The sequence below is a fragment of the Flavobacterium proteolyticum genome, assembly GCF_015223105.1.
Classification (GTDB): Bacteria; Bacteroidota; Bacteroidia; order Flavobacteriales; family Flavobacteriaceae; genus Flavobacterium; species Flavobacterium proteolyticum.
In genome coordinates this window covers 50,361-74,302 of sequence record NZ_JADFTZ010000001.1, presented here as the reverse complement: position 1 = coordinate 74,302, position 23,942 = coordinate 50,361, and the positions used below count along the sequence as shown (strand labels likewise).

At 32.5% G+C, this 23,942-nt stretch carries 25 protein-coding genes; 11 read left to right on the top strand and 14 right to left on the bottom strand.

The window, feature by feature from the left end:
- Positions 1-59 precede the first annotated feature (59 nt).
- Together IM755_RS00345 and IM755_RS00340 are read left to right on the top strand one after the other, a co-directional pair.
- Positions 60-551, top strand: coding sequence for a GNAT family N-acetyltransferase (locus IM755_RS00345; protein WP_194093107.1), 492 nt, complete (start codon positions 60-62; stop codon positions 549-551).
- 95 nt (positions 552-646) lie between these two features.
- Entirely contained in the window at positions 647-1,063 is a 417-nt protein-coding gene (locus IM755_RS00340; RefSeq protein ID WP_194093106.1) for a hypothetical protein, read from the top strand.
- A gap of 41 nt (positions 1,064-1,104) precedes the next feature.
- Here IM755_RS00340 and rluF read toward each other — a convergent pair whose 3' ends face one another.
- The 3 genes from rluF to IM755_RS00325 all read right to left on the bottom strand — a co-directional run bounded on the left by rluF (position 1,105) and on the right by IM755_RS00325 (position 3,943).
- Complete coding sequence (gene rluF / locus IM755_RS00335) at positions 1,105-1,893, bottom strand: 23S rRNA pseudouridine(2604) synthase RluF (protein WP_194093105.1); 789 nt, start codon at positions 1,891-1,893, stop codon at positions 1,105-1,107.
- Between the two features lie 173 nt (positions 1,894-2,066).
- A complete protein-coding gene (locus IM755_RS00330; protein WP_194093104.1) occupies positions 2,067-2,846 on the bottom strand; it encodes a zinc ribbon domain-containing protein in 780 nt (259 codons plus the stop codon).
- Positions 2,847-2,848: 2 nt separating this feature from the next.
- Positions 2,849-3,943, bottom strand: coding sequence for a Nif3-like dinuclear metal center hexameric protein (locus IM755_RS00325; RefSeq protein WP_194093103.1), 1,095 nt, complete (start codon positions 3,941-3,943; stop codon positions 2,849-2,851).
- A 109-nt stretch (positions 3,944-4,052) separates the two neighbouring features.
- Here IM755_RS00325 and lpxK point away from each other — a divergent pair, with 109 nt between their 5' ends.
- Positions 4,053-5,066: a tetraacyldisaccharide 4'-kinase gene (lpxK, locus tag IM755_RS00320; RefSeq protein ID WP_194093102.1), complete on the top strand. Its 1,014-nt coding sequence runs from the start codon at positions 4,053-4,055 to the stop codon at positions 5,064-5,066.
- Complete coding sequence (locus IM755_RS00315) at positions 5,038-5,850, top strand: purine-nucleoside phosphorylase (protein ID WP_194093101.1); 813 nt, start codon at positions 5,038-5,040, stop codon at positions 5,848-5,850. Before lpxK ends, IM755_RS00315 begins: the two co-directional genes overlap by 29 nt.
- On the opposite strand, the gene IM755_RS00310 is transcribed toward IM755_RS00315, so the two are convergent.
- From IM755_RS00310 to recF, 8 genes are all read right to left on the bottom strand, one after another.
- Positions 5,825-8,035: a tetratricopeptide repeat-containing hybrid sensor histidine kinase/response regulator gene (locus IM755_RS00310; protein WP_228063865.1), complete on the bottom strand. Its 2,211-nt coding sequence runs from the start codon at positions 8,033-8,035 to the stop codon at positions 5,825-5,827. The genes IM755_RS00315 and IM755_RS00310 overlap by 26 nt on opposite strands.
- 59 nt (positions 8,036-8,094) lie before the next feature.
- Positions 8,095-9,093 (bottom strand): type I glyceraldehyde-3-phosphate dehydrogenase, encoded by a 999-nt coding sequence (gap, locus tag IM755_RS00305; protein WP_194093100.1) that lies wholly within the window; start codon positions 9,091-9,093, stop codon positions 8,095-8,097.
- 37 nt (positions 9,094-9,130) lie between these two features.
- Positions 9,131-10,006 (bottom strand): lipoyl synthase, encoded by an 876-nt coding sequence (lipA, locus tag IM755_RS00300; RefSeq protein ID WP_026724855.1) that lies wholly within the window; start codon positions 10,004-10,006, stop codon positions 9,131-9,133.
- Positions 10,007-10,089: 83 nt separating this feature from the next.
- Positions 10,090-10,653 (bottom strand): RNA polymerase sigma factor, encoded by a 564-nt coding sequence (locus IM755_RS00295; RefSeq protein WP_073580296.1) that lies wholly within the window; start codon positions 10,651-10,653, stop codon positions 10,090-10,092.
- The gene (locus IM755_RS00290) at positions 10,644-11,753 is read right to left on the bottom strand and encodes a glycosyltransferase (RefSeq protein ID WP_194093099.1); all 1,110 of its coding nucleotides are present in this window, start codon (positions 11,751-11,753) and stop codon (positions 10,644-10,646) included. Before IM755_RS00290 ends, IM755_RS00295 begins: the two co-directional genes overlap by 10 nt.
- Before the next feature lie 12 nt (positions 11,754-11,765).
- Entirely contained in the window at positions 11,766-11,969 is a 204-nt protein-coding gene (locus IM755_RS00285) for a membrane or secreted protein (protein ID WP_194093098.1), read from the bottom strand.
- 306 nt (positions 11,970-12,275) lie between these two features.
- Positions 12,276-13,283, bottom strand: coding sequence for a UDP-N-acetylmuramate dehydrogenase (murB, locus tag IM755_RS00280; protein ID WP_194094416.1), 1,008 nt, complete (start codon positions 13,281-13,283; stop codon positions 12,276-12,278).
- 143 nt (positions 13,284-13,426) lie between these two features.
- Positions 13,427-14,506: a DNA replication/repair protein RecF gene (gene recF / locus IM755_RS00275; protein WP_194093097.1), complete on the bottom strand. Its 1,080-nt coding sequence runs from the start codon at positions 14,504-14,506 to the stop codon at positions 13,427-13,429.
- Between the two features lie 135 nt (positions 14,507-14,641).
- Here recF and IM755_RS00270 point away from each other — a divergent pair, with 135 nt between their 5' ends.
- From IM755_RS00270 to IM755_RS00240, 7 genes are all read left to right on the top strand, one after another.
- Positions 14,642-15,427, top strand: coding sequence for a tetratricopeptide repeat protein (locus IM755_RS00270; protein WP_194093096.1), 786 nt, complete (start codon positions 14,642-14,644; stop codon positions 15,425-15,427).
- Positions 15,428-15,429: 2 nt separating this feature from the next.
- Positions 15,430-15,915: a 6,7-dimethyl-8-ribityllumazine synthase gene (gene ribH / locus IM755_RS00265; RefSeq protein WP_026724848.1), complete on the top strand. Its 486-nt coding sequence runs from the start codon at positions 15,430-15,432 to the stop codon at positions 15,913-15,915.
- Positions 15,916-16,031: 116 nt separating this feature from the next.
- Positions 16,032-16,325, top strand: coding sequence for a hypothetical protein (locus tag IM755_RS00260; RefSeq protein ID WP_026724847.1), 294 nt, complete (start codon positions 16,032-16,034; stop codon positions 16,323-16,325).
- Positions 16,325-18,181: a DNA mismatch repair endonuclease MutL gene (gene mutL, locus IM755_RS00255; RefSeq protein ID WP_194093095.1), complete on the top strand. Its 1,857-nt coding sequence runs from the start codon at positions 16,325-16,327 to the stop codon at positions 18,179-18,181. Before IM755_RS00260 ends, mutL begins: the two co-directional genes overlap by 1 nt.
- A complete protein-coding gene (locus IM755_RS00250) occupies positions 18,181-18,927 on the top strand; it encodes a rhomboid family intramembrane serine protease (RefSeq protein WP_194093094.1) in 747 nt (248 codons plus the stop codon). Before mutL ends, IM755_RS00250 begins: the two co-directional genes overlap by 1 nt.
- 50 nt (positions 18,928-18,977) lie before the next feature.
- A complete protein-coding gene (locus tag IM755_RS00245) occupies positions 18,978-19,832 on the top strand; it encodes a rhomboid family intramembrane serine protease (protein WP_194093093.1) in 855 nt (284 codons plus the stop codon).
- Positions 19,833-20,876 carry an endonuclease/exonuclease/phosphatase family protein gene (locus IM755_RS00240; protein WP_194093092.1) on the top strand — a complete coding sequence of 348 codons (1,044 nt, stop codon included), beginning with the start codon at positions 19,833-19,835 and terminating at the stop codon, positions 20,874-20,876.
- A 2-nt stretch (positions 20,877-20,878) separates the two neighbouring features.
- Here the strand turns inward: IM755_RS00240 and IM755_RS00235 are convergent, their stop codons facing one another.
- From IM755_RS00235 to dapB, 3 genes are all read right to left on the bottom strand, one after another.
- Entirely contained in the window at positions 20,879-21,493 is a 615-nt protein-coding gene (locus IM755_RS00235) for a WbqC family protein (RefSeq protein ID WP_194093091.1), read from the bottom strand.
- An 85-nt stretch (positions 21,494-21,578) separates the two neighbouring features.
- Positions 21,579-23,132, bottom strand: a complete 1,554-nt coding sequence (gene lepB, locus IM755_RS00230; protein ID WP_194093090.1) for a signal peptidase I — start codon at positions 23,130-23,132, stop codon at positions 21,579-21,581.
- Positions 23,133-23,168: 36 nt separating this feature from the next.
- Positions 23,169-23,903: a 4-hydroxy-tetrahydrodipicolinate reductase gene (gene dapB / locus IM755_RS00225; RefSeq protein WP_194093089.1), complete on the bottom strand. Its 735-nt coding sequence runs from the start codon at positions 23,901-23,903 to the stop codon at positions 23,169-23,171.
- Positions 23,904-23,942: the final 39 nt, after the last annotated feature.

Genomic DNA, 23,942 nt, shown 5'->3' with positions numbered 1-23,942 from the left:
TTTAAATAAAAAAGGGTCAATCTTTCGAGGTTGGCCCTTTTTGTTTTTATTTTAGCAGTATGAAAATAGTACTTTGTAAAATAGAACAATTAAATGTGGTTATCGACTTAACCAAGAAAATTTGGCCTGTAGCCTATGGAGAAATCTTGTCAAAAGCGCAATTAGATTACATGATTAACAAATTTTACAATGAAACCGCTTTGCGCGAATTAATACAAAAAGGACACGTTTTTTATTTAGTACAAGATGATAACGATAATTACGTAGGTTTTGTTTCCTATGAAATCAATTGCGAACCCAATAAAACCAAAATCCACAAAATATACGTGTTACCCGAAACTCAAGGAACCGGTTTAGGCAGACAGTTTTTTGAACTCGTAAAAGAAAAAGCCATTGAAAACGAACAAAGTGCCATTTTCTTAAACGTTAACAAATACAACAACGCCATACATTTTTACAATAAACTAGGCTTTACAAAAGTAAAAGACGAAGTTATTGATATTGGAAATGGTTATGTTATGGATGATTATGTGATGGAGGTAGCAATTTAAAATGTTTATAACATTACGGATTTCCACATTTTGTTTTGAAATGGGTTTTGTAAATTGTGAATAGAAAAAGTTATTGACAATTATAAATAGCACTTATGAAAAAAATTCTATTAATTTTAATTTTTGTTCAATTCTTCATTAGTTGTAAGGATGAAATAAATAATATCGCAATTGATAATAAAAATTTCATTACAGGTAATTGGGATTTCTTAATTGAAAATGGATTTAACTGTTACAAGTGCCATAAGATAGAATTCGGAATTAATGGAACAGGAAATCTTATAATTTCTTCTACAGAAAAAATAGAATTTGTCTATGAAGTATTTCCTAATAATAAGATAAAATTTAACTTTATTAAACAAGGAACCCAAACCTTTTTTAAACAATCAGAAGTGTTCTATTATAAAAATCAAACAATTAATGATTTTGAATATTTTGATTTATTAGATTTAAAAAGTAGAGAGATAATCCATTCACTTGTAAGAACTCCGTCAAGTAAAAATGTTAAGTAAGATTATCTAATACTCTGGCTAAATTTTTAAATCAAAAGTTCTTATCTATTCCTCTCCCCATAATTCCTTTTCCCAGTAAACTTACCTTTATTGCTCGGTAAACTCGCTTCTTCCGTTTTGCTTGAAGGAGCAATTAATTGGTTCAATTCGGCAACTTCGGCATCCGTTAAGTTTCGGTATTTGCCTTCTTGTACGTCTAATGAAATGTTGATAATGCGGGTACGTTTTAAAGCGGTTACTTCGTAATCTAAATATTCACACATTCTACGAATTTGTCTATTCAAACCTTGTGTTAAAATAATTCGGAAAACGTATTTGCTAATTTGTTCTACTTTACATTTCTTGGTAATCGTTTCTAAAATCGGAATTCCGTTTGCCATTCGATCAATAAATCGATCCGTAATCGGTTTGTTTACGGTTACAATATATTCTTTTTCGTGGTTGTTTCTCGCACGAAGAATTTTGTTTACAATATCGCCATCATTCGTCATGAAAATCAAACCTTCACTGGCTTTATCTAATCGGCCAATAGGAAAAATACGCTCTGGATAATTGATGAAATCTACAATATTGTCTCGTACGCTTAAATTAGTCGTACATTCAATGCCAGCAGGTTTGTAAAACGCTAAATAAATAGGTTTCTCATTCTTTTGTTGAACCAATTCACCATTCACACGAACTTCATCACCAGGCGTAACTTTAGTGCCCATTTCCGGAATCTTTCCGTTAATAGTAACTCTTCCTTGCTCAATCAATCGATCAGCCTCTCTACGAGAACAAAAACCGATTTCCGATAAAAATTTGTTGATTCGTGTTGTATTTTCTTCCATGGTGCAAAGATAGGTTTTTTTAGTAAATAGTGAGTAGTGAATAGTGAATAGCAAGTTTTCTACAGAAAAATAAGCTTTGCGAACTTTGCGAAAAAACTTTGCGTCTTTGCGTTAAAAAACAAAAAAAAGCCCTTTTAAAAAAAGGACTTTCATTTATTTGGAAAAGGTTTCAATTAGATGCTAGCAAATAATTTTTCCATTTTTTCTTTTTCTTCGTCAGCTAAAACACCGTCTACTAAGATTCTTCCACTGTGCTCATCTGTAATGATTTTTTTGCGAGCTGCAATTTCCATTTGCGTTTGTGGTGGAATTGTAAAGAATGAACCAGCAGAAGCGCCACGCTCAATAGAAACAACCGCTAAACCATTTCTAACACTATTTCTAATTCTGTCGTAAGCAGCTAATAAACGCTCTTCGATTTGACCTCTTAATTCTTCTGATTTACCTAATAAGAAGTTTTCTTCTTTTTCAGTTTCAGCCATAATATCGCTTAATTCCGCTTTTTTATGTTTTAAGTGGGTTTGTTTTCCGTCTAATTTTTCTTTAGTTTGAGCTACTACTTCTTTTTTGTGCTCAATAGAAGCTTTCATTTCTTTAATGTGTTTTTCAGCTAATTGAATTTCCAATTCCTGAAACTCCACTTCTTTAGTTAAAGAGTTGAATTCTCTATTATTACGAACGTTTTTTTGTTGCTCTAAATATTTTTTAATCGCAGCTTTGTGTTCGTCGATAGCGTTTTTCTTTACTTTGATTTGCTCATCAATAGTTTCTAAATCGCTTTTTAGTTTTTCTAAACGAGTAGAAAGTCCCGCTACTTCATCTTCTAAATCTTCTACTTCAAGAGGCAATTCTCCTCTTACATTTCTTATTTCGTCTATTTTAGAATCAACTAGTTGTAAAGCATAAAGGGCTCTTAACTTATCTTCTACATTTAGCTCTTTGATTGTCGCCATATTTAAAAGTACTTAACTGGATTTGTATTTTCTTCTGATAAAATGATTGCAAAATTAGTGATTTTTTCTTTAAGAAAATCAACAATATAATTTTTTGTAAATCTTTCGCTTTCAAAATGTCCAATATCTGCCAAAAGTAATTGATTTTCAGCTTCATAGAATTGGTGGTATTTTAAGTCGGCCGTAAGGTAAGCATCTGCTCCTGAAGCAATTGCATTTTTAATAGCAAAACTTCCGCTTCCTCCTAAAACTGCTACTTTTTTTATTGATTTTCCTGTAAAAGCGGAATGTCTAATGCCTTCACATTGCAATTTTTCTTTAACCAATTGCAAAAATTCGGTTTCAGAAAGTGGATTTTCGAACTCACCAACGCGTCCCAAACCAATATTTTGATGTTTGTTTTCCAATTGGTAAATTTCGTAAGCGACTTCTTCGTATGCATGATTTTTGAATAAAGCCTTTAAAATTTTACCTTGTAAATGCTTTTCAAACGTCATTTCAATTTTAATTTCTTCGTTTTCTACAAATTCAAATCGTTCACCAATTTGCGGATTCGAATTTTCATTTCCTAAATAGGTTCCAATTCCTTTCGAATTAAAACTACAATCTTCATAATTCCCAATAGTTCCAGCGCCGGCATCAAACAAAGCGTTTCTTAATTTTTCAAAGTTTTCAGGAATCGTATAGGTAACCAATTTTTGAATGTAATTTTCTTTCGGAATCAACACTTTCGAATGTTTCAATCCTAATGCATCACAGAAGATTTTATTTACACCTTTTTGATGATTGTCTAACGAAGTATGAACCGCATAAATCGCAATGTCATTTTTAATTGCTTTTAAAATCGCACGTTCCACATAATTTTTACCCGTAATTTTCTTAATTCCCGAAAACAAAATAGGATGGAAGCAAACGACCAAATTACATTTTTTAGAAATCGCCTCATCAATCACCGATTCCAATGCATCATGACAAACTAAAACGCCATCAATTTCCTGATTCGGATTTCCAACTAAAAGCCCAACATTATCAAAATCTTCGGCATAACCTAGTGGCGCCATTTCTTCAAGAACCGAAAGTATATTGGAAAGTTTCATGATACGAAATTTAAAAAATGTTTATACAAATTAACGAAATAGTCGTTAGAAATGAAATGATAAATAGCATAAACTTTAATATAAAGATAATTTATTATACTTTCGTAATATGATTTTGTTACGAAAAATACTTTTCCCTTTGGCCTTTTTGTATTGGCTCATTACTTATATCCGAAATTGGCTGTATGACAAAGGCATTTTCAAGAGTTCTTCTTTTGATATACCTATAATTGCAGTAGGAAATCTAAGTGTTGGCGGAACAGGAAAAACACCTCAAATCGAATATTTAATCCGATTGCTTTCTGATAAATATAAAGTTTCGGTTTTGAGTCGCGGTTATAAACGTTCAACCGAAGGTTTTGTTTTAGCTGATGAAAATGCTAGTGCGAGTTCTATTGGTGATGAACCATTTCAGTTTTATTCGAAATTTCCAAATATTCAAGTAGCAGTTGATGCGAATAGAAAAAACGGAATTGAAAATTTACTACAGCTTTCAAACAAACCTGATGTTATTTTACTAGACGACGCTTTTCAGCACAGAAAAGTAAAAGCAGGATTTTATATTTTGCTCACGGCTTACGATGATTTGTTCTGTGATGATTATATTTTGCCTTTCGGGAATTTACGCGAACCTTCTTCAGGAAAAAAACGTGCCGATATGATAATTGTCACAAAATGTCCGAATGATTTGTCCGAAATTGCGCAGCAGAAAATCAGAGAAAAGTTAAAGGTAAAGCAGGAAGTTTTCTTTACTACAATTCAGTACGACGATTTTGTTTTTGGAAATGATAGTCAATTGTTGGTTTCGGAAATTCAATCGGAAAGCAAAGTGTTGGTGGCCGGAATTGCAAAACCTAAATTATTCTTCGATTTTCTAAAAAATGAAACAGATGAAACTTTGGTATTTCCAGATCATCATCATTTTTCGAAGCAAGATTGTGAACAAATTTTGGCAAAGGCCAACGGAAGAAAAATAATTACAACAGAAAAAGATTTTGTTCGTTTAAACGGATTATTGCCAAAAGCGCAATTGTTTTATTTACCAATAAAATCAACTTTTTTAAATACAAACATTGATAAAACGATAGAAGATTATGTGGGACAAAGTTCAAGAAACAGTTAGTTACATTAAAGATAAAACCAATTTCACTCCAGAATACGGCGTGATTTTAGGTTCAGGATTAGGTGGATTTACAGCAGATATTGCAATCGAACATACTTTGCCTTATTCGGAAATTCCAAATTTTCCAGTTTCAACGGTGCAAGGTCATCAAGGTGCTTTGGTTTTTGGAACGATTCAAGGAAAAAAAGTAGTGGCGATGCAAGGACGTTTTCATTTTTATGAAGGATACGATATGAAACAAGTAACGTTTCCAGTTCGTGTGATGAAATATTTAGGAGTTGAGAAGTTAGTTGTGTCAAATGCTTCGGGAGGTGTTAATCCGGAATATGTTGTTGGAGATGTTGTTGTTATTACAGATCATATTAATATGATGCCTGAACATCCTTTAAGAGGACATAACGATGAACGTTTTGGACCAAGATTCGTAAATATGAGCGAACCGTATTCTAAAGCTATGATTGAAAAAGCATTTGAATTGGCTGAAGATTTAAATCTATACCTGAAAACAGGAATTTATTTAGGGTTACAAGGACCAACATTCGAAACGCTTGCCGAATATAAAATGGTAAAAGTATTGGGTGCTGATTGCGTTGGAATGTCAACTGTTCCAGAAGTGATTGTGGCGCGTCACATGAATATGGAATGCTTTGGAGTTTCTGTAATTACGGATATGGGTGACGAAGATAATATTGAAGAAGTTAACCATGATGAGGTTTTAGAAGCTGCTAAAAAAGCTGAGCCTCATGTAAGAAATCTAATTAAGAATTTGATTGCTCAGTACTAGTTAAGTATTTGGTAACAATGGTAAAGAAATGCTCTGGTTCAAAAGGTTTGGTAATTACTTCATTCATACCATAGGACAAGAGCATTTCTCTATTTTCATTTAAGGAGATTGCTGTTAATGCCACGATAGGAATATGGTTGTTGAATTTTCTAATTTCACTGGTAGCTTCTGTTCCGTTGATTCCTGGTAAATGAACGTCCATAAGGATTAAATCATAGTTGTTGATCTTTACATCTTCGATAGCATCTTCACCATTATCTATAATATTGCAAGAAATACCTCTTTTTTCAAGCATTTTCTGTGTAATCATTTGGTTGATTTTGTTGTCCTCAACTAATAATACTTTTTTCTCAGTCAATAGCGATTGAGAAGGTTTTATAACTTCTTCTTTTACTTTGTTTGCTATTCCTTTTTCAAATTGTAATTCAAAACTAAAAGTACTTCCTTTTCCAGATTCACTGTAAAGATGAATTTGACTACCCATTAATTCTAAGATTTTCTTCACAATGGAAAGTCCAAGACCCGTTCCGCCATAAGTGCGGTTAATTTCAACCGAACCTTGACTAAAACTATCAAAAATAGCGTCTTGTTTGTCTTTTGGAATCCCGATTCCGTTGTCTTTAATTTCAAAATAAAGCGTCACATTTTCATCTGTTTCTTCTCTCTTTTTGATGGTGCACCAAACATCACCATTTTTACTGAATTTGATGGCATTATTTAATAAATTAATTAAAATTTGAGAAAGTTTTGTAGGGTCGCCTTTTAAATTGAAGTCAATAGATTTATCAATATGAAGATGACATTTAATATTGTTTTCGTGAATGAATTCTTTGAAAGAAGTTACAATATTTTCAGTAAGCTCAGATAAATTAAAATTGATTTTCTCAATCACCACTTTGTCTGATTCCAAACGATTGATTTCTAAAATGTCATTAATGAAATTTAATAGATAATTTCCAGAAAACTCAAGTGATTTCAGGTAATTTAACTGACTAGCTTTTGGTTTTTCTTGCAATAAAAGATAAGTAATCCCATTAATTGCATTTAAAGGAGTACGAAGTTCGTGACTTACGGTTGATAAGAAATCAGCCCTTGCTTTTGATGCTCGTTCTGCTTTATCTTTTTCTATAGTTAATTCTCTGTTTTTCTCCTTTAGAAGTTTATTCGTGCTAATTCTAATTTTATTGTTTTTGTATAACGATAAACTCAGTAGCGATAAAATCGAGATCAAAGCAATACTCAAAATACTAATTAACTTAGAAAAACGTAATGTTTTTTGCTGACTTTTTTTCTCTTTGTCTAATTGTTCAATCGTCTTTAGTTGTTTGTCAAATTGAATTTTATCAACCGTGTTTTCAGCAACGTAATTGTTGTAATATTTACCAATTGAATCCGTTAAATCGGCATATTTTTTTAAATATAAATTAGAGCTTGAAATGTTTTTGTTTTTTTCATAAGTCGTACTTAAGAGTTTGTAAATACGCTTCGTAAGTTGATAATCGTTATTATTAGCTTCGTTTGTTTGATTGGCAAGATTTAAATAGTTAATGGCTTGCGGATAATTTTTCTTTAAAATTTCAATTTCTCCTAACTGAATATATGCTTCGGTTTTTGTACTTAGCAACGCATCATCACTTATATTTTCTACAACACCTTTTAAAATGTTACTAGCTTCGTTAATATTTCCTTTTTCTTTTTTAATAATAGCTTTTTGAAGGTTAATTAACTCAATAGCTTCAAGGAAATTTAATTTTTTGTAAATAACAGTAGCCTTTTCAAAATAAATTTCAGCAAAAGCAATATTGTTTTTCTTAAGATAGCATTTTCCTAAACCATAGTAGGAAAGCGCAATATTTGAATTAGGCTCTCCTTTACTGTAAATACTAATAGCTCTGATGTAATAATCGATTGCTAAATCATTTTTTTCAAGTTCGTAAAAAATGGTGGCTAGTTGCAAATAACAGTCAGCAAGTTTGTTGTCTAGATTATTTGCTTTGGCATATTCAATAGCTTTTTCGGTATACAAAATAGCTTTAGTATAGGATTTTTTGGCTTCTTTATTGAACAAGCCAATTTCTAAGTAATAATCGGTGCTATCACTTATTTTTCCAGCATCTTTGTAGACAGACTGTGTGTAACCATTTATAGTTACGAATAGAAATAATATGAAAAGTCGTTTAATCAAGAAATGCCTGAGTTAAATTTAACCCTGCAATTTAAAGTTTTTTAGCGATAATAAAAACTTTATTTTTTAGAAACGAATGTAATTAAATCAATTAATCGAGAAGAATAGCCAATTTCGTTGTCGTACCAACCTACAATTTTTACCATTTTGTCAATAACAGAAGTTAGTTGAGCGTCAAATAAACAAGAGTTTTGATTCCCAATAATATCAACAGAAACGATTGGGTCTTCGGTGTAATCTAAAATACCTTTGAAATTAGTTTCAGAAGCTTTTTTGAATGCTTGATTGATTTCCTCGATTGAAACTTGTCGTTTTACATTAAAAGTAATATCGGTCAACGAACCATCTGGAACCGGAACGCGAATACCACAACCACCCATTTTTCCTTCTAATTCTGGGAAAATTTTTGTTAATGCTTTTGCTGCTCCAGTTGTTGTAGGAACAATCGATTGTGCAGCTCCACGAGCTCTGCGTAAATCTTTATGCGGTTGATCGTGTAAACTCTGGTCAGTAGTGTAGGAGTGAACCGTGGTGATGTACGCTTGCTCAATTTCGCACAATTCTTGAATGATTTTAATCATTGGAGCTGCGTTATTTGTCGTACAACTTGCGTTGGAAATTATGGTTTCACTTCCATCTAAAATGTGTTCATTTACACCTAAAACAACGGTTTTTATTTCATCCACTTCAGACGGTGCCGAAAGAATAACCTTTTTCGCTCCAGCTAAAATGTGTTGGTTAATTTCTTCAAACGTTTTGAATTTTCCAGTCGATTCTATAACAATATCTACGTTTGCGGATTTCCAATCTAAATTTTTAATTTCTCTTTCGTGAAAAAACAAGTAGGATTTATCGTCAATGATAACCGAATCCTCAGAAAACGAAACCTTATGATTTAAAACACCGTGAATGCTATCGTATTTTACCAAATGTGCCATTGTTTTGTTATCCGCAATGTCATTGATGGCAACTACTTCAATAGTAGGATGATTCAAAAGCAATCGGAACAAATTACGTCCAATTCTTCCAAAACCATTAATAGCAATTCTTGTTTTCAATTTTATTTATTTTGAATTTGTTCTTGAGTTTGAACTTTTAGTGAATGTGTTTCTCCGCGTGATAAGACGAACGCACTAAAGCGCCACTTTCTACATGTCTAAAACCTAATTCTTTTCCTATTTGTTCGTATTTCGCAAATTGTTCTGGCGTGATGTATTCTTTAACCGGTAAATGTTTTTTACTCGGTTGTAAGTATTGGCCAATCGTTACAATATCGACTTTTGCATCGGCTAAATCGTGTAAAACTTGAATCACTTCTTCTTCTGTTTCACCTAAACCTAACATAATGCCCGATTTTGTTCTTTTGATGCCTTGTTCTTTTAAATAGCGTAACACTTCTAAACTTTTCTCGTATTTCGCTTGAATACGCACTTCACGAGTTAATCGTTTTACAGTTTCCATATTGTGAGAAACTACTTCTGGAGCAACTTCAATAATTCTATCTAAATTTCTAGTATTCCCTTGAAAGTCTGGAATTAACGTTTCTAAAGTAGTATTAGGATTCATTCGGCGAATCGCTTTCACGGTTTCTGCCCAAATAATCGAACCCATATCTTTTAAATCATCACGGTCCACGCTAGTAATAACCGCGTGCTTGATGTTCATAATTTTGATAGAACGCGCTACTTTTTCAGGTTCATCCCAATCCACATCTTCAGGGCGACCCGTTTTTACGCCACAAAAGCCGCATGAACGCGTACAAATATTTCCTAAAATCATGAAAGTTGCCGTTCCTTCGCCCCAACATTCGCCCATATTAGGACAACTTCCCGAAGTACAAATCGTATTCAGTTTGTATTTGTCTACTAAACCTCTAAGTTCGGTGTAGTTTTTACCGGTTGGTAATTTTACGCGCAACCATTTTGGTTTGGGTTCTCTGGGTGGAAAAACATTGTCAATAGCCGTGTCCATAATCAAAATTTTGATAGGCAAAGATAATTAGAAATGGTGGATTTCTATAAAAGAATGTAAAGTTTTAAGATTTGTTTAGAAGTTTATTTTCCAGAAATAATCTCCGCCAATAATTTCTTAGCTCTAAGCAATTTAATTTTGATGTTATTCAGCGGTTCATCAATTTGTTCTGCCATTTCTTGATACGTCATTTCCTGAAAATAACGCATTTGAATGACTTCCTGATAAGCAGGTTTTAATTGTTTGATGTATTGTAGTAATTGAGCTAGATTTTGCTCGATAATCAATTCATCTTCGGCAGAATTGGAATCATCAGCAACGCTGTAGGCTTGATGGTCTTCTTCGTCGTTCATTTCAATAAATAAAGACGATTTCTTTTTGCGAAGCATGTCGATATGAACGTTTTTTGCAATCGCAATCAACCAAGTATTAAAACCATATTCGGGATTATAGGTTGCGATTTTATCAAAAGCTTTTGCAAAAGTTTCAATTACAATATCTTCGGTATCGGTTTCGTTTTCGGTGCGTTTTAGCATGAATCCGTAAACTTCATTCCAGAAAAAGTCCAATAAAAACGTGAAAGCAACTTGGTCTCCCTTTTTTGCTTTTTCAATGTTTTCTTGAATAATTACCGAATTTACTTCCAATGTACAGGTTTTGAGATGAGGTTTCTAAAAAATACGCTCAGTTGTGTAAAGATAAGCACAATTTCAATAATCGGATACCAATACATCACATCTTTTTCTTTTAGTTTTCCAGCGGCATAGCCTAAAGAAATCCAAGTGAATAAATATCTAAAAACGATTATTCCAGTTACAATCATCCATTGGAATTGAAATGCTAATAAAACAATTGCCAAAACTAAAAACCAAAACTGACTAAAGAAAAATAATCCCAATTGAAATTTATCAAATCCTTTGTAGTATTTTGAAGTCGTAGCATGTCTTCTTTTTTGATACACCCAAGACGAAAAAGTAGTTTTTGGTTCCGAAAAAGTAAAACTTTCTGGCGTGTATAAAATTGCAGTATTCTTCTTTGTCGCTGCTTGATTGATAAATAAATCATCATCACCCGAACGAATTTTCATGTGATCCATAAAACCACGAACATTGAAAAATTCTTCTTTTTTATAAGCTAAATTGCGTCCAACACCCATATAAGGTTTGCCAATTTTCGCCCAAGAAAAATATTGTGTAGCAGTTAACATTGTTTCAAAACGAATGATTTTGTTAAGGAATGAATTCTTCACTTTTTCGTAAGCGCCATAACCTAAAACAATCGTTTTTTCTTTGGTAAACTGAGTCGAAATTTGCAACAACCAATCGTTTGAAGCCGGATAACAATCTGCATCGGTAAATACTAAATACTCGTTTTTTGCAGCTTTAATTCCTAATGTTAACGCGAATTTTTTATTACCCCAAAAGGCTTCGTTATTTTGAACCTTTACCAATTTTACATTCGAATATTGCTTTTCGTAACTTTCAAATAATTCCAAAGTTTCATCGCTCGAAGCATCGTCAATTAAGACAATTTCGTAATCAGGATAGTTTTGGGTAACCAAAGTTTGAAAATACTTTTTGATATTTTCTTCTTCGTTTTTAGCACAAACAATGATTGAAATAGGTAAACGTTTCGGAGTTCCTTCGGTTTTTTTACCAAATGAAAATTTTCCGAAAATAAAAAGGTAATAAATAAATTGAATAAACACGATAACCGCAAAAGCGATTAAGAGTATTGTTAGTATCATAAATTTTGAAAATTAAGAGTGCGAAGGTTCGCTGCAGTCTTTCATTTGTTCTGGAGTTTTTCCGCAAAAGCTACAGTTTTCTCCATCTTTATTCAAAAACGGACTTTGGCTAGCACAAGTTCCAGCGAATTTTCCGTCTTTTTTTGCCCAAATTTTTATCGCGATACCTGCAAACGCAAGTCCTAAAAGTCCAATGGTTACTAATACAAGTTTCATTTTTTTTCTATTTTGAACTGCAAAATTAATTAAAATCCAAATAACAAATCCCAAATTCCAAACAAATCTCAAAAACAAATTCAAAATTTTTGGAACACAGATTTAAGAAATGGAAGAAATCTTTAAAGTTAGAAAATTTAGCACGCGGATAGAACAGATTTGCTAATGCAAAACGCAGATTTAAACGGATTTCTTATGTTGCCTATGAAAAGTGAAATGCCTAAAATCAACACAAAACAAATCTAATGTGTCTATGTGTTTAAAAAAGCACGCCAAGATTTTAAACTCCCAACTTTCTTCTCCCAACTAAATAATGTTAACTTCCGCTTCTATCGCAATTCCAAATTTTTCTAAAATCGTTTGTTGGATATTTCTCGAAAGCGCTACAATTTCGGCTCCCGTTGCTGTTCCGTAATTCACTAAAACTAAGGCTTGATTTTTATGAACTCCAGCATCACCAAAACGTTTGCCTTTAAAACCAGCTTGTTCAATTAACCAACCTGCAGGAACTTTTACTTCCGTTTCAGAAACTACATAATGTGGCATATCGGGGTGAAGTGCTTTTGCTTTTTCGTAAGCTTCTTTGGGAATAATCGGGTTTTTAAAGAAACTTCCACTGTTGCCTAATTCTTTAGGGTCAGGTAATTTGCTTTGACGAATGGCAATTACAGCATTGCTAACGTCTTTTAAGGTTGGGTTTTCGATTCCGTTTTGTTTTAATTCCGTTTCAATTGCACCATAAGTCGTGGAAACTTTATGATTTCTTTTCGTTAATTTAAAACTAACCGAAGTAATGATGTATTGATTTTTCAATTCGTTTTTGAAAACACTTTCGCGATATTCGAATTTACATTGTGCATTGGTGAAAGTTTCGATTTCTAATGTTTTCAAATTCAATGCGTCACAAGAAAACATAGTATCTTTAATTTCTACTCCATATGCTCCAATATTTTGAATAGGAGTTGTACCTACATTTCCTGGAATCAATGATAAATTTTCAATTCCACCAAAATTTTGGTCGATGCACCAAAGTACAAATTCGTGCCAATTTTCACCAGCTTGTGCTTTTACGATAGCAAAATCATCATTTTCTTCTACAATTTCTCTTCCTTTTAAATTCACATGAACGACTAATTTTTCGATATCTTGCGTTAACAACATGTTGCTTCCGCCACCCAAAATAAAAATATCGTGGTTAACGGTCAATACTTCTTTCAATTCATCGATAGAAGAAACAGAAACAAATTGTTTAGCTTTAGCTTCAATTCCAAAAGTATTATAATTTTTTAAGGAGAAATTGGTTTGAATATGCATTAGAATAATTTTTTTCAAATGTAATGTTTATGTGGTAATTTTCAAATTCAACATTATGGAGTATTTTTTTTGGAACACAGATTAAAGAAATTTTAATAATTTTTAAAATCTGTTCCATCTGTGTTCCTAAAAATTATTGAAATTTAAATCGGAAATATTTTATACGATTGATGTGTTTCTTTAATAATCATCTCTGTTCGTTCGGCATGCGTGTCAGAAATAAAAATTTGTCCAAAAACGGCATCATTTACCATGGTTACGATTTTTTGAACACGCGTTTCATCTAATTTATCGAAAATATCATCGAAAAGAAGAATCGGTAATTCGCCACTTTGCTTTTTCATAAACTCGAATTGCGCTAATTTCAACGCAATCAAAAATGATTTCTGTTGGCCTTGTGAGCCAAATTTCTTAATTGGGAAACCATCGATTTCAAAAATCAAATCGTCTTTATGAATTCCGTTACTTGTATATTGTATGATTCTGTCCTTTTGTAGCGATTCTTCTAATAGCGATAATAAATCTTTTTCGAACAATTGACTTTCGTAACGTAAAGCAACTGATTCATTTCCACCCGAAATATTGGTGTGATGCTTTTGGAAAATCGGGATGAAATCGTTTAAAAACTGGTTTCTTTTTTCGAAGATTAGCTGCCCAGTTTCGCTTAATTGTTCGTTGTAAATCGATAAATTATCTGCATCAAAAGTTTGGTTTAAAGCAAAATATTTCAATAAAGCATTTCGCTGTGCTAACGTTTTTTGATATTGAATCAACAATTGCAAATATTGATTATCCAATGTTCCAATTACACTATCAATAAATTTTCTTCGAGTTTCACTTCCTTCCACAATCAAATCGGCATCAGAAGGAGAAATAATTACCAAAGGAATTAATCCTAAATGTTCAGAAAGTTTTTCGTAAACTTTTCCGTTACGTTTGATGGTTTTCTTTTGCCCTTTTTTTAAACTGCAAACGATTTTTTCTTCTTTGCCGTTTTTTTCAAGTAAAGCATCAATTACAAAAAACTCTTCGCCATGTTTGATATTTTGTACCGCTAACGGATTGAAATAGCTTTTTCCGTAGGCCAAATGGTAAATAGCATCTAAAACATTGGTTTTTCCAACGCCGTTTTTCCCAACAAAACAATTGATTTTAGCGTCAAAATCAAATTCGATTTGGGCTAAATTCTTATAATTAAGTAAAGATAACTGTTTTAAAAACACAATAAATAAGGGTTGTTAGATGACTAAAAGTAAGACTTCCTGCAAAAGTAAATTGAAAATCTTAAAAATATCTACAAAAATGGTTTTAAATTTTAATAAAAATTATATTTTTGCACCTCATTAAATTAAAAATAAATGGCAACATATAACAAAAGAGGTTACAAAGCTCCAAAACCTGAAGAAGCAAAAGTTGAAAACGAGTTTGAAGAAGTAGAAGCAGTAGATGTACAAGATAGTACTACAGCAGAGGTTTTCAATACTTTAGATGAAACAGCTTCAAAAACTGAGGATTGGGTAGCTAAAAATCAAAAAGTGATTTTAGGTATTGTAGGTGCAATTGCGATTGGAACTTTAGGATATTTATTATTTAACAGATTTGTTGTTGAGCCTAAAGAAGAAAAAGCAGCTAACGAAATTTTCCAAGCACAACAATTTTTTCAACAAGCGGTTGATGCTACAGAGAAAAACGATTCTTTATATAATTTAGCACTTAAAGGTGGTGAAGGTAAATTAGGATTCTTACAAGTTGCTGAACAATATTCAGGTACTGCTGCTGGAAACTTAGCTAATTACCACGCTGGTATGGCTTACTTAAACTTAGGTGATTTTAAAAATGCGATTACGTATTTAGAGAAATTTAAATCGGAAGATGCTATTTTAAAACCAATTGCTTTAGGTGCTATCGGAGATGCTTTGTCAGAAACTAACAAAGTAGATGATGCTATTGCTCATTACAAAAAAGCGGCTGAAGCTTCAGAAAATGATTTCACGACGCCAAGATATCTATTAAAAGCAGCTCAATTGTATTTAACTGCTGGTAAAAAAGCAGAAGCTCATGCTTTATTTGTTGAGATTAAAGAGAAATATGAAACTTCTAAAGAAGGAATGAATATTGACGCTTTCATTGCAATGACAGAATAAGAATGGCAACAGAAAATAAAAATTTATCCAATTACGATAAAAACACAATCCCAAATGCGAAAGATTTTCGGTTTGGGATTGTTGTTTCAGAATGGAACGAACAAGTAACCGAAGGTTTGTATAATGGAGCTTTCGCTGCTTTAACCGATTGTGGAGCTTTACCAGAAAACATTATTCGCTGGAACGTACCAGGAAGTTTCGAATTGATTTTCGGAGCTCGCCAAATGCATGAAAAATTAGAGCTAGATGCTGTAATTGTGATTGGTTGTGTGATTAAAGGAGAAACCATGCATTTTGAGTTTGTTTGTGAAGGGGTAACTCAAGGTATGAAAGACTTAAATCTTTTATACGATGTACCAACCATCTTTTGTGTTTTGACCGATAATAACATGCAACAATCGTTAGATAGAAGTGGTGGGAAACACGGAAACAAAGGTGTAGAAGCCGCTATTGCAGCTATTAAAATGGTAGATTTGAATAGAAAATAAAAGGATTTCCTTTAAAATCAATATACTAAATCCCGATTTTCATCGGGATTTTTTGTTAACAAAAATTTGGAGATTAAACGCGTAAAAATCCTTAAATTTGAAAAAAATAATGCGACATGATTAAGTTTGGAAAAGGTAGAATGCCAAAGAACAAAAGATTTAATTACACGCCTCGTCATTACGAAGGTAAAACGGTAGATAATCCATTTGATTTTGATTCTGCAATACGACGCGATAGAGAAACCGCAAGTTATAATGATATGCGAGCAATGTGGAGCGATGCAAGAGATGCTAGTAGAAATAGAAAAAATCGTTCGTTCAATATGCGCGTTATTATCATTGCCTTAATTTTGGTATTGATTTTTTTCTTTATCATCGATTTCGATTTTTCCATATTTAGAAGAAAATAATGGCAGCGAGTATTATTCAACTTTTACCCGATCATGTTGCCAATCAAATTGCTGCGGGAGAAGTGGTGCAACGCCCAGCTTCTGTAGTGAAAGAGTTGTTGGAAAATGCCGTTGATGCCAAATCAACCGATATCAAATTAATCGTTAAAGAAGCAGGAAAAACCTTAGTTCAAGTAATTGATAACGGTTTAGGTATGAATACAACCGATGCCCGTTTGTGTTTCGAACGTCATGCTACTTCTAAAATCCGAAAAGCAGAAGATTTATTTGATTTGCATACCAAAGGTTTTCGCGGCGAAGCACTAGCTTCTATTGCTGCGATTGCCCACGTGGAATTAAAAACAAAACAGGACCAAGAAGAACTTGGAACTCATATCATTATTGAAGGAAGTAAATTGGTAACCCAAGACGTAGCTGTTTTACCAAAAGGAACTTCGTTTGCGGTTAAGAATTTGTTTTTCAATATTCCAGCCAGAAGAAATTTCTTGAAATCGGAAACGGTAGAATTTCGTCATGTAATGGATGAATTCCAACGAGTTGCGATGGCGCATCCTTCGATTTCGTTTACTTTGATGCATAATGGAAGTGAATTGTATAATTTACCAAGTTCGAATTACCGTCAACGCATCGTTAATATTTTCGGAGGAAAAACCAATGAAAAATTAGTGCCAGTTTCTGAAGAAACCGAATTAATTACCATTTCTGGATTTGTGGGAAAACCCGAATTCGCTAAAAAGAGTAGAGGCGAACAGTTTTTCTTTGTGAACGATAGATATATCAAAAGTGCGTATTTGCATCATGCGATTATGAGTGCTTATGAAGGATTATTGAAAGAAGGCAATCAACCAAGTTATTTCTTGTATTTGCAAGTTCCGCCGCATACTATCGATATTAACATTCATCCAACGAAAACCGAAATTAAGTTCGACGACGAACATTCGTTATATGCAATTTTGCGTTCGGCAGTAAAACATAGTTTAGGGCAGTTTAATGTGGCTCCCGTTTTAGATTTTGAACGCGATGCCAATTTAGATACACCTTACGAATACAAAAATAGAGAAGCTGATTTTCCAACCATTCAAGTGGATTCGAATTTTAATCCGTTTGCGACTGAGAAACCGAGTTCGAAACCGTTATCTTCTTTTGGAAGTTATAAAAAGGAAACGGCTACCGCAAGTTGGGAAAGTTTGTATGTTGGGTTAAAACAAGACACACAAGAAATTGAGGCTTTTTCTTTTGAAAGCGAAGAAGTTACGAGTAAATTATTTGATGATGATGTGATAGAAACTAAAACTACTTCTACCTATCAAATTCATAAAAAGTATATTGTTAGTGCAATAAAATCGGGAATGTTGGTAATTGATCAAGGTAGAGCGCACCAACGTGTGTTATACGAACAATTTCTGACTAATATTACGGTTCAAAAAGCTTCGAGCCAACAATTGTTATTTCCATTGGAATTGTATTTTTCTTCTGATGAAATGATTTTATTGAAAGAATTACAATCGTCACTGGAAAATACTGGATTTGTTTTTGATGCTTTCAATGCTGATTCTGTTCAAATTTCTGGATTACCTATTGGAATGGCAGAAAGTGAAGTTTCTATTGTTTTAGAAGAATTGATTGGAAATCTACAAAATGAAATTCCAGAAAGTAGTTTTTCACAAAGTGATAGTATTGCCAAATCGATGGCAAAAAGTATGGCTGTAAAAACGGGAACTTATTTAACCGAAAAGGAGCAAGAAAATTTAGTAAATTCGTTATTTGCTTGTAAAGATCCGAATGTTTCGCCTTTTCAAAAACCTACTTTTATCACGTTAACGGTAGAAGATTTAGATAAAAGATTTGCCTTATAATGAATAATATGACCGACACCGTAAAACAGTTATTAATTATTAACGTTTTATTTTTTATAGGAAGTTTTGTTGTGCCACAGGCCAATGGACTATTAGCGCTTCATTATTTTGAAAACGATAGTTTTAAATTTTGGCAGCCTATATCATATATGTTCATGCACGGAAGTTTAATGCATATTTTCTTTAATATGTTTGCTTTGATTTCTTTTGGAAGTGCTTTAGAACATTTTTGGGGAGCAAAAAAGTTTTTGTTTTTCTATTTTTCTTGTGGATTGGGTGCTGCTTTAATTCATTCAGGAGTAAATTATTACCATTTTCATGATGCACAAAATATGTTATTACAAAATGGTATTTCTGTTGCAGATATTAAAACGTTATTAAATGGAGGAAGTGTAAATATAAATGTCGCTGATACTACTTTGATTCAAAATTATGTGAATCAAATGGGTGATGTATACAACACACCTGCAGTTGGAGCCTCTGGAGCTATTTATGGTTTATTGGTAGCTTTTGCCTTTATGTTTCCAAATGCGGAGTTAATGATGATGTTTATTCCCGTTCCTATTAAAGCTAAATATTTTGTTCCTGTAATTGTCTTGTTAGATTTGTTTTCAGGAGTAACAGGTTATAGTATTTTTGGTGGAAACATTGCCCATTTTGCCCACGTGGGTGGTGCATTAATTGGTTTTATTATGATGTGGTATTGGAAGAAAAATCAGTTCAATCAAAACCGTTGGGATAGATAGTTTTTTAGAAGATAGAAAAAAGAACAAAGAAAAAAGAACAAAGAAAAAAGATGAACATTTTAGACGATTTAAAACTACAATACAAAACAGGAGGGATGGTGCAAAAGTTAATCTTTTGGAACATTGGTTTCTTCTTGTTTTCGTTGGTATTTTTTTATAGTTTTTCTGTTGGAAGTTTTCAAATTCCAACATGGATTGCTTTATCGTCTGATTTTGGGACTTTTATTCGTACTCCATGGACATTAATCACGTTTAATTTCTTTCATGCTGGATTTTTGCATTTGATTTTTAATCTGATGGTGCTCCATTTTTCGGGAAGATTGTTTTCAACTTATTTTACCGATAAACAATTATTAGGAGTTTATATTTTAGGCGGAATTTTCTCTGGACTAACCTTTGTGCTTTCTTATATTGTCATTGGAAAATCAGGTTTGTTAGTTGGTGCTAGCGGAGCTATTATGGCTATTCTACTAAGTGCTACAACTTATGCTCCTTTTATGTTATTGCGTATTCCTTTGGTTGGAATTGTAAAACTTTGGCATGTTACTTTTGTAATTTTATTAGTTGATTTAATTCAGTTGCCATTAGATAATACTGGCGGACATATTGCCCATTTAGGAGGTGCACTTTTTGGATTTATTTACATTAAGTTGTTACAATCAGGAATTGATTTAAGTAAAGGTATTTCAATGATTTTAGACTTTTTTGTAAACGTATTCAAACCGAAAAAGAAAACACCATTTAAAAAGGTACATCGCAATGCAACAAAAAAAGTAGTAAATTCGTTTACAGAGAAAGATATCACGCAAAAGCAGATTGATGATATTTTAGATAAGATTAGTAAATCGGGTTATGATAGTCTAACTAAAGAGGAAAAAGAGTTTCTCTTCAAAGCTGGAAAATAAATGCAGAGACAGTCATGGTTAAGCAAAATAATGTTCTTTTTTAATATAGTACTCGCTGTATTAACTTTCCTTGCTTATTCATTACCTTTTTTAGCTCCAAAAGCCTTTCCTTTTTTGAGTGTTTTGTCGCTTATTTTGCCTTTGTTTTTAATCCTGAATTTTTTCTTTTTTGTGTATTGGCTGTTGCAATTAAAGCGATACATGTTACTATCGGGATTGGTTTTGCTTTTAGGAATAACATTTATTAATCGTTTTTATAAATTTTCGGAAACGAATTTACCTAAAGAAGAGAGCGATTTTACTTTGATGAGCTACAACGTACGTCTTTTTAATTTGTACGAATGGCTTCCACAAAATGATGTTCCAGAGCAAATTTCTAAGTTAATTGAGGAACAGAAACCAGATATTTTGTGTTTACAAGAATTTTCTCCGAGTGACCGAGTTAATACCAAAATGTTTCCATTTAGTTATATTAAGTTATACGGAGGAAAAAATAAATATGGTCAAGCTATCTATTCAAAATATAAAATTATTGATGAGGGAGAAATTGAGTTTCCTAATTCAAGTAACAACGTAATTTTTGCTGATATTGTTAAAGAAAATGATACGATTCGTGTTTATAGTATGCACTTGCAATCGATAAAAATCAGTACCGATATTCATGAAGAAATAGATGAAGCAAAATCAAAATTTATTTTCAAACGCTTAAGTGAAGCTTTCACATTACAACAACATCAAGCGGAATTAATTAGAGCGCATTTTGAAGGTTGTAATTTTTCTAAAATTGTATGTGGCGATTTGAATAATAGTGCTTTTTCTTATGTATATCGTACTATAAAAGGCGATATGAATGATGTTTTTGAACAAGCAGGTACTGGTTTTGGAAAATCATACAATTACAAATACTATCCAGCCCGAATTGATTACATTTTTGTAGAAAATAATATTGAAGTAAAACAATTTACATCAATGGATACTTTTTTACAAAGCGATCATTTTCCTCAAATTACACGTTTAAAAATTATAAAAGAAGAAGATAAGTAGCATTATAATTTTTGATTTTTTAAATAATCAACCGCATATCTTCCTTCGTTAAATAGCAAGTCTAAAATGCTTAAATTATTGAGAAATCCATGTTTTTCATTAAAAACCTGAGTGTATTCTTCTAATTGAGTGGTGTCTTTTTTTCCGTTTACTAAAGGTCTGAAATCATTATAATCAGAAACTTCATGGAAGAATTCTGTAGTCTTTTCTGGTTGTATATTAATTCCCAAAGAATCGTTTACCAATTCGAAAATTTCTAAATTTAAATCCATTAAAAACTCATGTTTTTTCTCAAATAACGGTCTAAAATCATCTTCAAAATATTCAAAAAAAGGCGAAGTTCGATAAGCCGCTTCTAAGGATTTAAAGTGATTTTTTTGCCATCCAAAATCGTTTTCAATGCGGACATCTTTATATTTTTGGTGCTTGTCTTTTGAATGTTTGATTGGGATATTCAACATTTGAACTCCATTTGGACTATAAATGTACATCCTATTTCTATTAGTTTGTTTTTGAAAATTATCTTCCATTTCAAACGTAACTGAATCCGCTTGAAGCATTGCTACATAATGACTAATCGATGGGAAATAAGTTGGATGTATAAGAATATTGTTCATGATAAAATATTGTTTTAAAAACACGAATTTCACTAATTATCACAAATTGATTCGTGCTAATTAGTGAAATTCGTTTAAAATTATATTATGCTTCTTCTTTCTTTTTCTTTTTCTTTCTAAAGTAATCAAAAGCAAAGTAAGCAGCTAAAGCAATTAAGAAATATTGGAAATACGATTTTGGTTGCCCATCTCCGCTAACGGTTGTGAATAATCTGTCCCAACGAATGCTCCAATTTCTGATACCATCGTTAATACCATCAATACTCATCCAAATGAAAATTGGTTTTCCAACTATGTGATCTGCTGGAACAAATCCCCAATAACGAGAGTCTAATGAATTATGACGGTTGTCTCCCATCATCCAATAATAATCTTGTTTAAAAGTATATGATGTTGCAACTTGACCGTTAATACGAATTTCATCTCCGTTTACTTTCAAGTCGTTTCCTTCGTACTCGCCAATTACTTTTTTATAAAAAGGCAGTGTTTCTTTGTTTAATTCTACTGATTTTCCAGCCTCAGGAATGTAAATTGGTCCTAAGTTATCTACGTTCCAATCTTTAGTTCCTGGGAAAATAGATTTATCCGTTTCTTTATGAATGATGCGTTCTACTTTGGTAAGTCCCGGAATATTTTTTAATCTGTCAACAGAAGCTCGGGGTAAAGCACTAAAAATTAAAGTGTCTTTTGCAATTTGACCAAAAGCGTCCGTTATATTAAGTTCTTTTTTAATGTAATCTAAATCAACTGGAGTTTTCCCATCCCAAGCTACTTTATATGAATACTGCGGTTTTGCTCTTTCAGGAAGAATCGATTCTTTTCCGTTAATAAAAATGATGCCATCTCTAATTTCTATTTTATCACCAGGGATAGCGGTGCAACGTTTTACGTAATTGGTTTTTTTATCGATAGGTTTATCATATCTTTTATCTGCTGCTTTGTACATGTGAAACAAAGTATCTGCAGGCCAGTTAAAAACCACAATATCATTACGCTCAATTTTTTGTAATGCAGGAAAACGGAAATAAGGTAATGAAGGTTTTGCTAAATATGATTTTGTTTTAATAATTGGTAAAGTATCATGAACCATTGGCGCAGCAATAGGCGTCATTGGAGTTCTGGCTCCGTAATGAAATTTACTTACAAATAAAAAGTCGCCAATCAATAACGATTTTTCTAATGATGAGGTTGGAATTGTGTACGGTTGGATGAAATACGTGTGAACTAAAGTTGCTACAACAACAGCAAACGATAATGAACCTAATGTATCCATAGTTTTGTTAGGCGCTTTTAAATCACGATCAGCATGATAAGTTGTTTCTTGTGTGTAATTTACATAAGCGATGTAAAAACCTAAGGTAACCACACCTAAAACCATATCAACCGTTGATTTTTTACCAAAAGTCCTTAGAGTTTCAATCCAAATAATTGGAAATAAAAACAAGTTAATAACGGGAATAAAAAGCAATAAAATCCACCATTTTGGGCGGTTGATGATTTGCATTAAGACAATTCCGTTATACACCGGAACAAATGCTTCCCATGCTTTTCTACCTGCTTTTACATATAATTTCCAAGTTCCAATTCCGTGAATTACTTGAACTAATAAGATAAATACTAACCAACCTGATATTTCCATTTTTAATATCGTTTATTTGTTAAATTGTATAATTGTTTATTTTGAAGATAAACCTAAAACATCTTTCATAGTGAAAACCCCTTTTTTTCCAACTAACCACTCGGCTGCAACAACAGCTCCTAAGGCAAAACCTTCTCTGCTGTGTGCCGTGTGCTTGATTTCGATTTGGTCCACTTCGCTGTCATAAAAAATACTGTGTGTTCCAGGTACGTTTTCAATACGTTTTGCTTCAATATGAATTTGCTTCGCCTGTTCGCTATTGCTCGAGTCATTACTAATTGGAGTTTCTAATGTCCAATTGGCATAATCGGTATGTTTGATAACTCCTTCGGCTAATGTAATTGCTGTTCCGCTCGGTGCATCTAACTTTTGAGTGTGATGAATTTCTTCCATTGAAACTTTGTATTGTTTCAAGTTGGCCATCATTTTGGCTAAATATTCGTTCAATTCAAAAAACACGTTTACACCTAAACTAAAATTAGAAGCATAAATAAAACTTCCATTTTTTTCTTCACACAATTGTGCCATTTTCGGATAATCGGTTAACCAACCTGTAGTTCCTGAAATTACGGGAATTCCATTATTTAAACATTCAGAAATATTTCCTACGGCACTATCAGGAACACTAAAATCGATAGCAACATCGGCATTTAATAAACCTTCAAATGTATTATCGTGATCTTTTTTTAATACGATTTCATGTCCTCGTTCTAAAGCTATTCTTTCAATAACTTTTCCCATTTTTCCGTATCCTAAAAGTGCAATTTTCATAGTAGTTAGTAGTTGTATTAATCGAACTGTTACCTAATA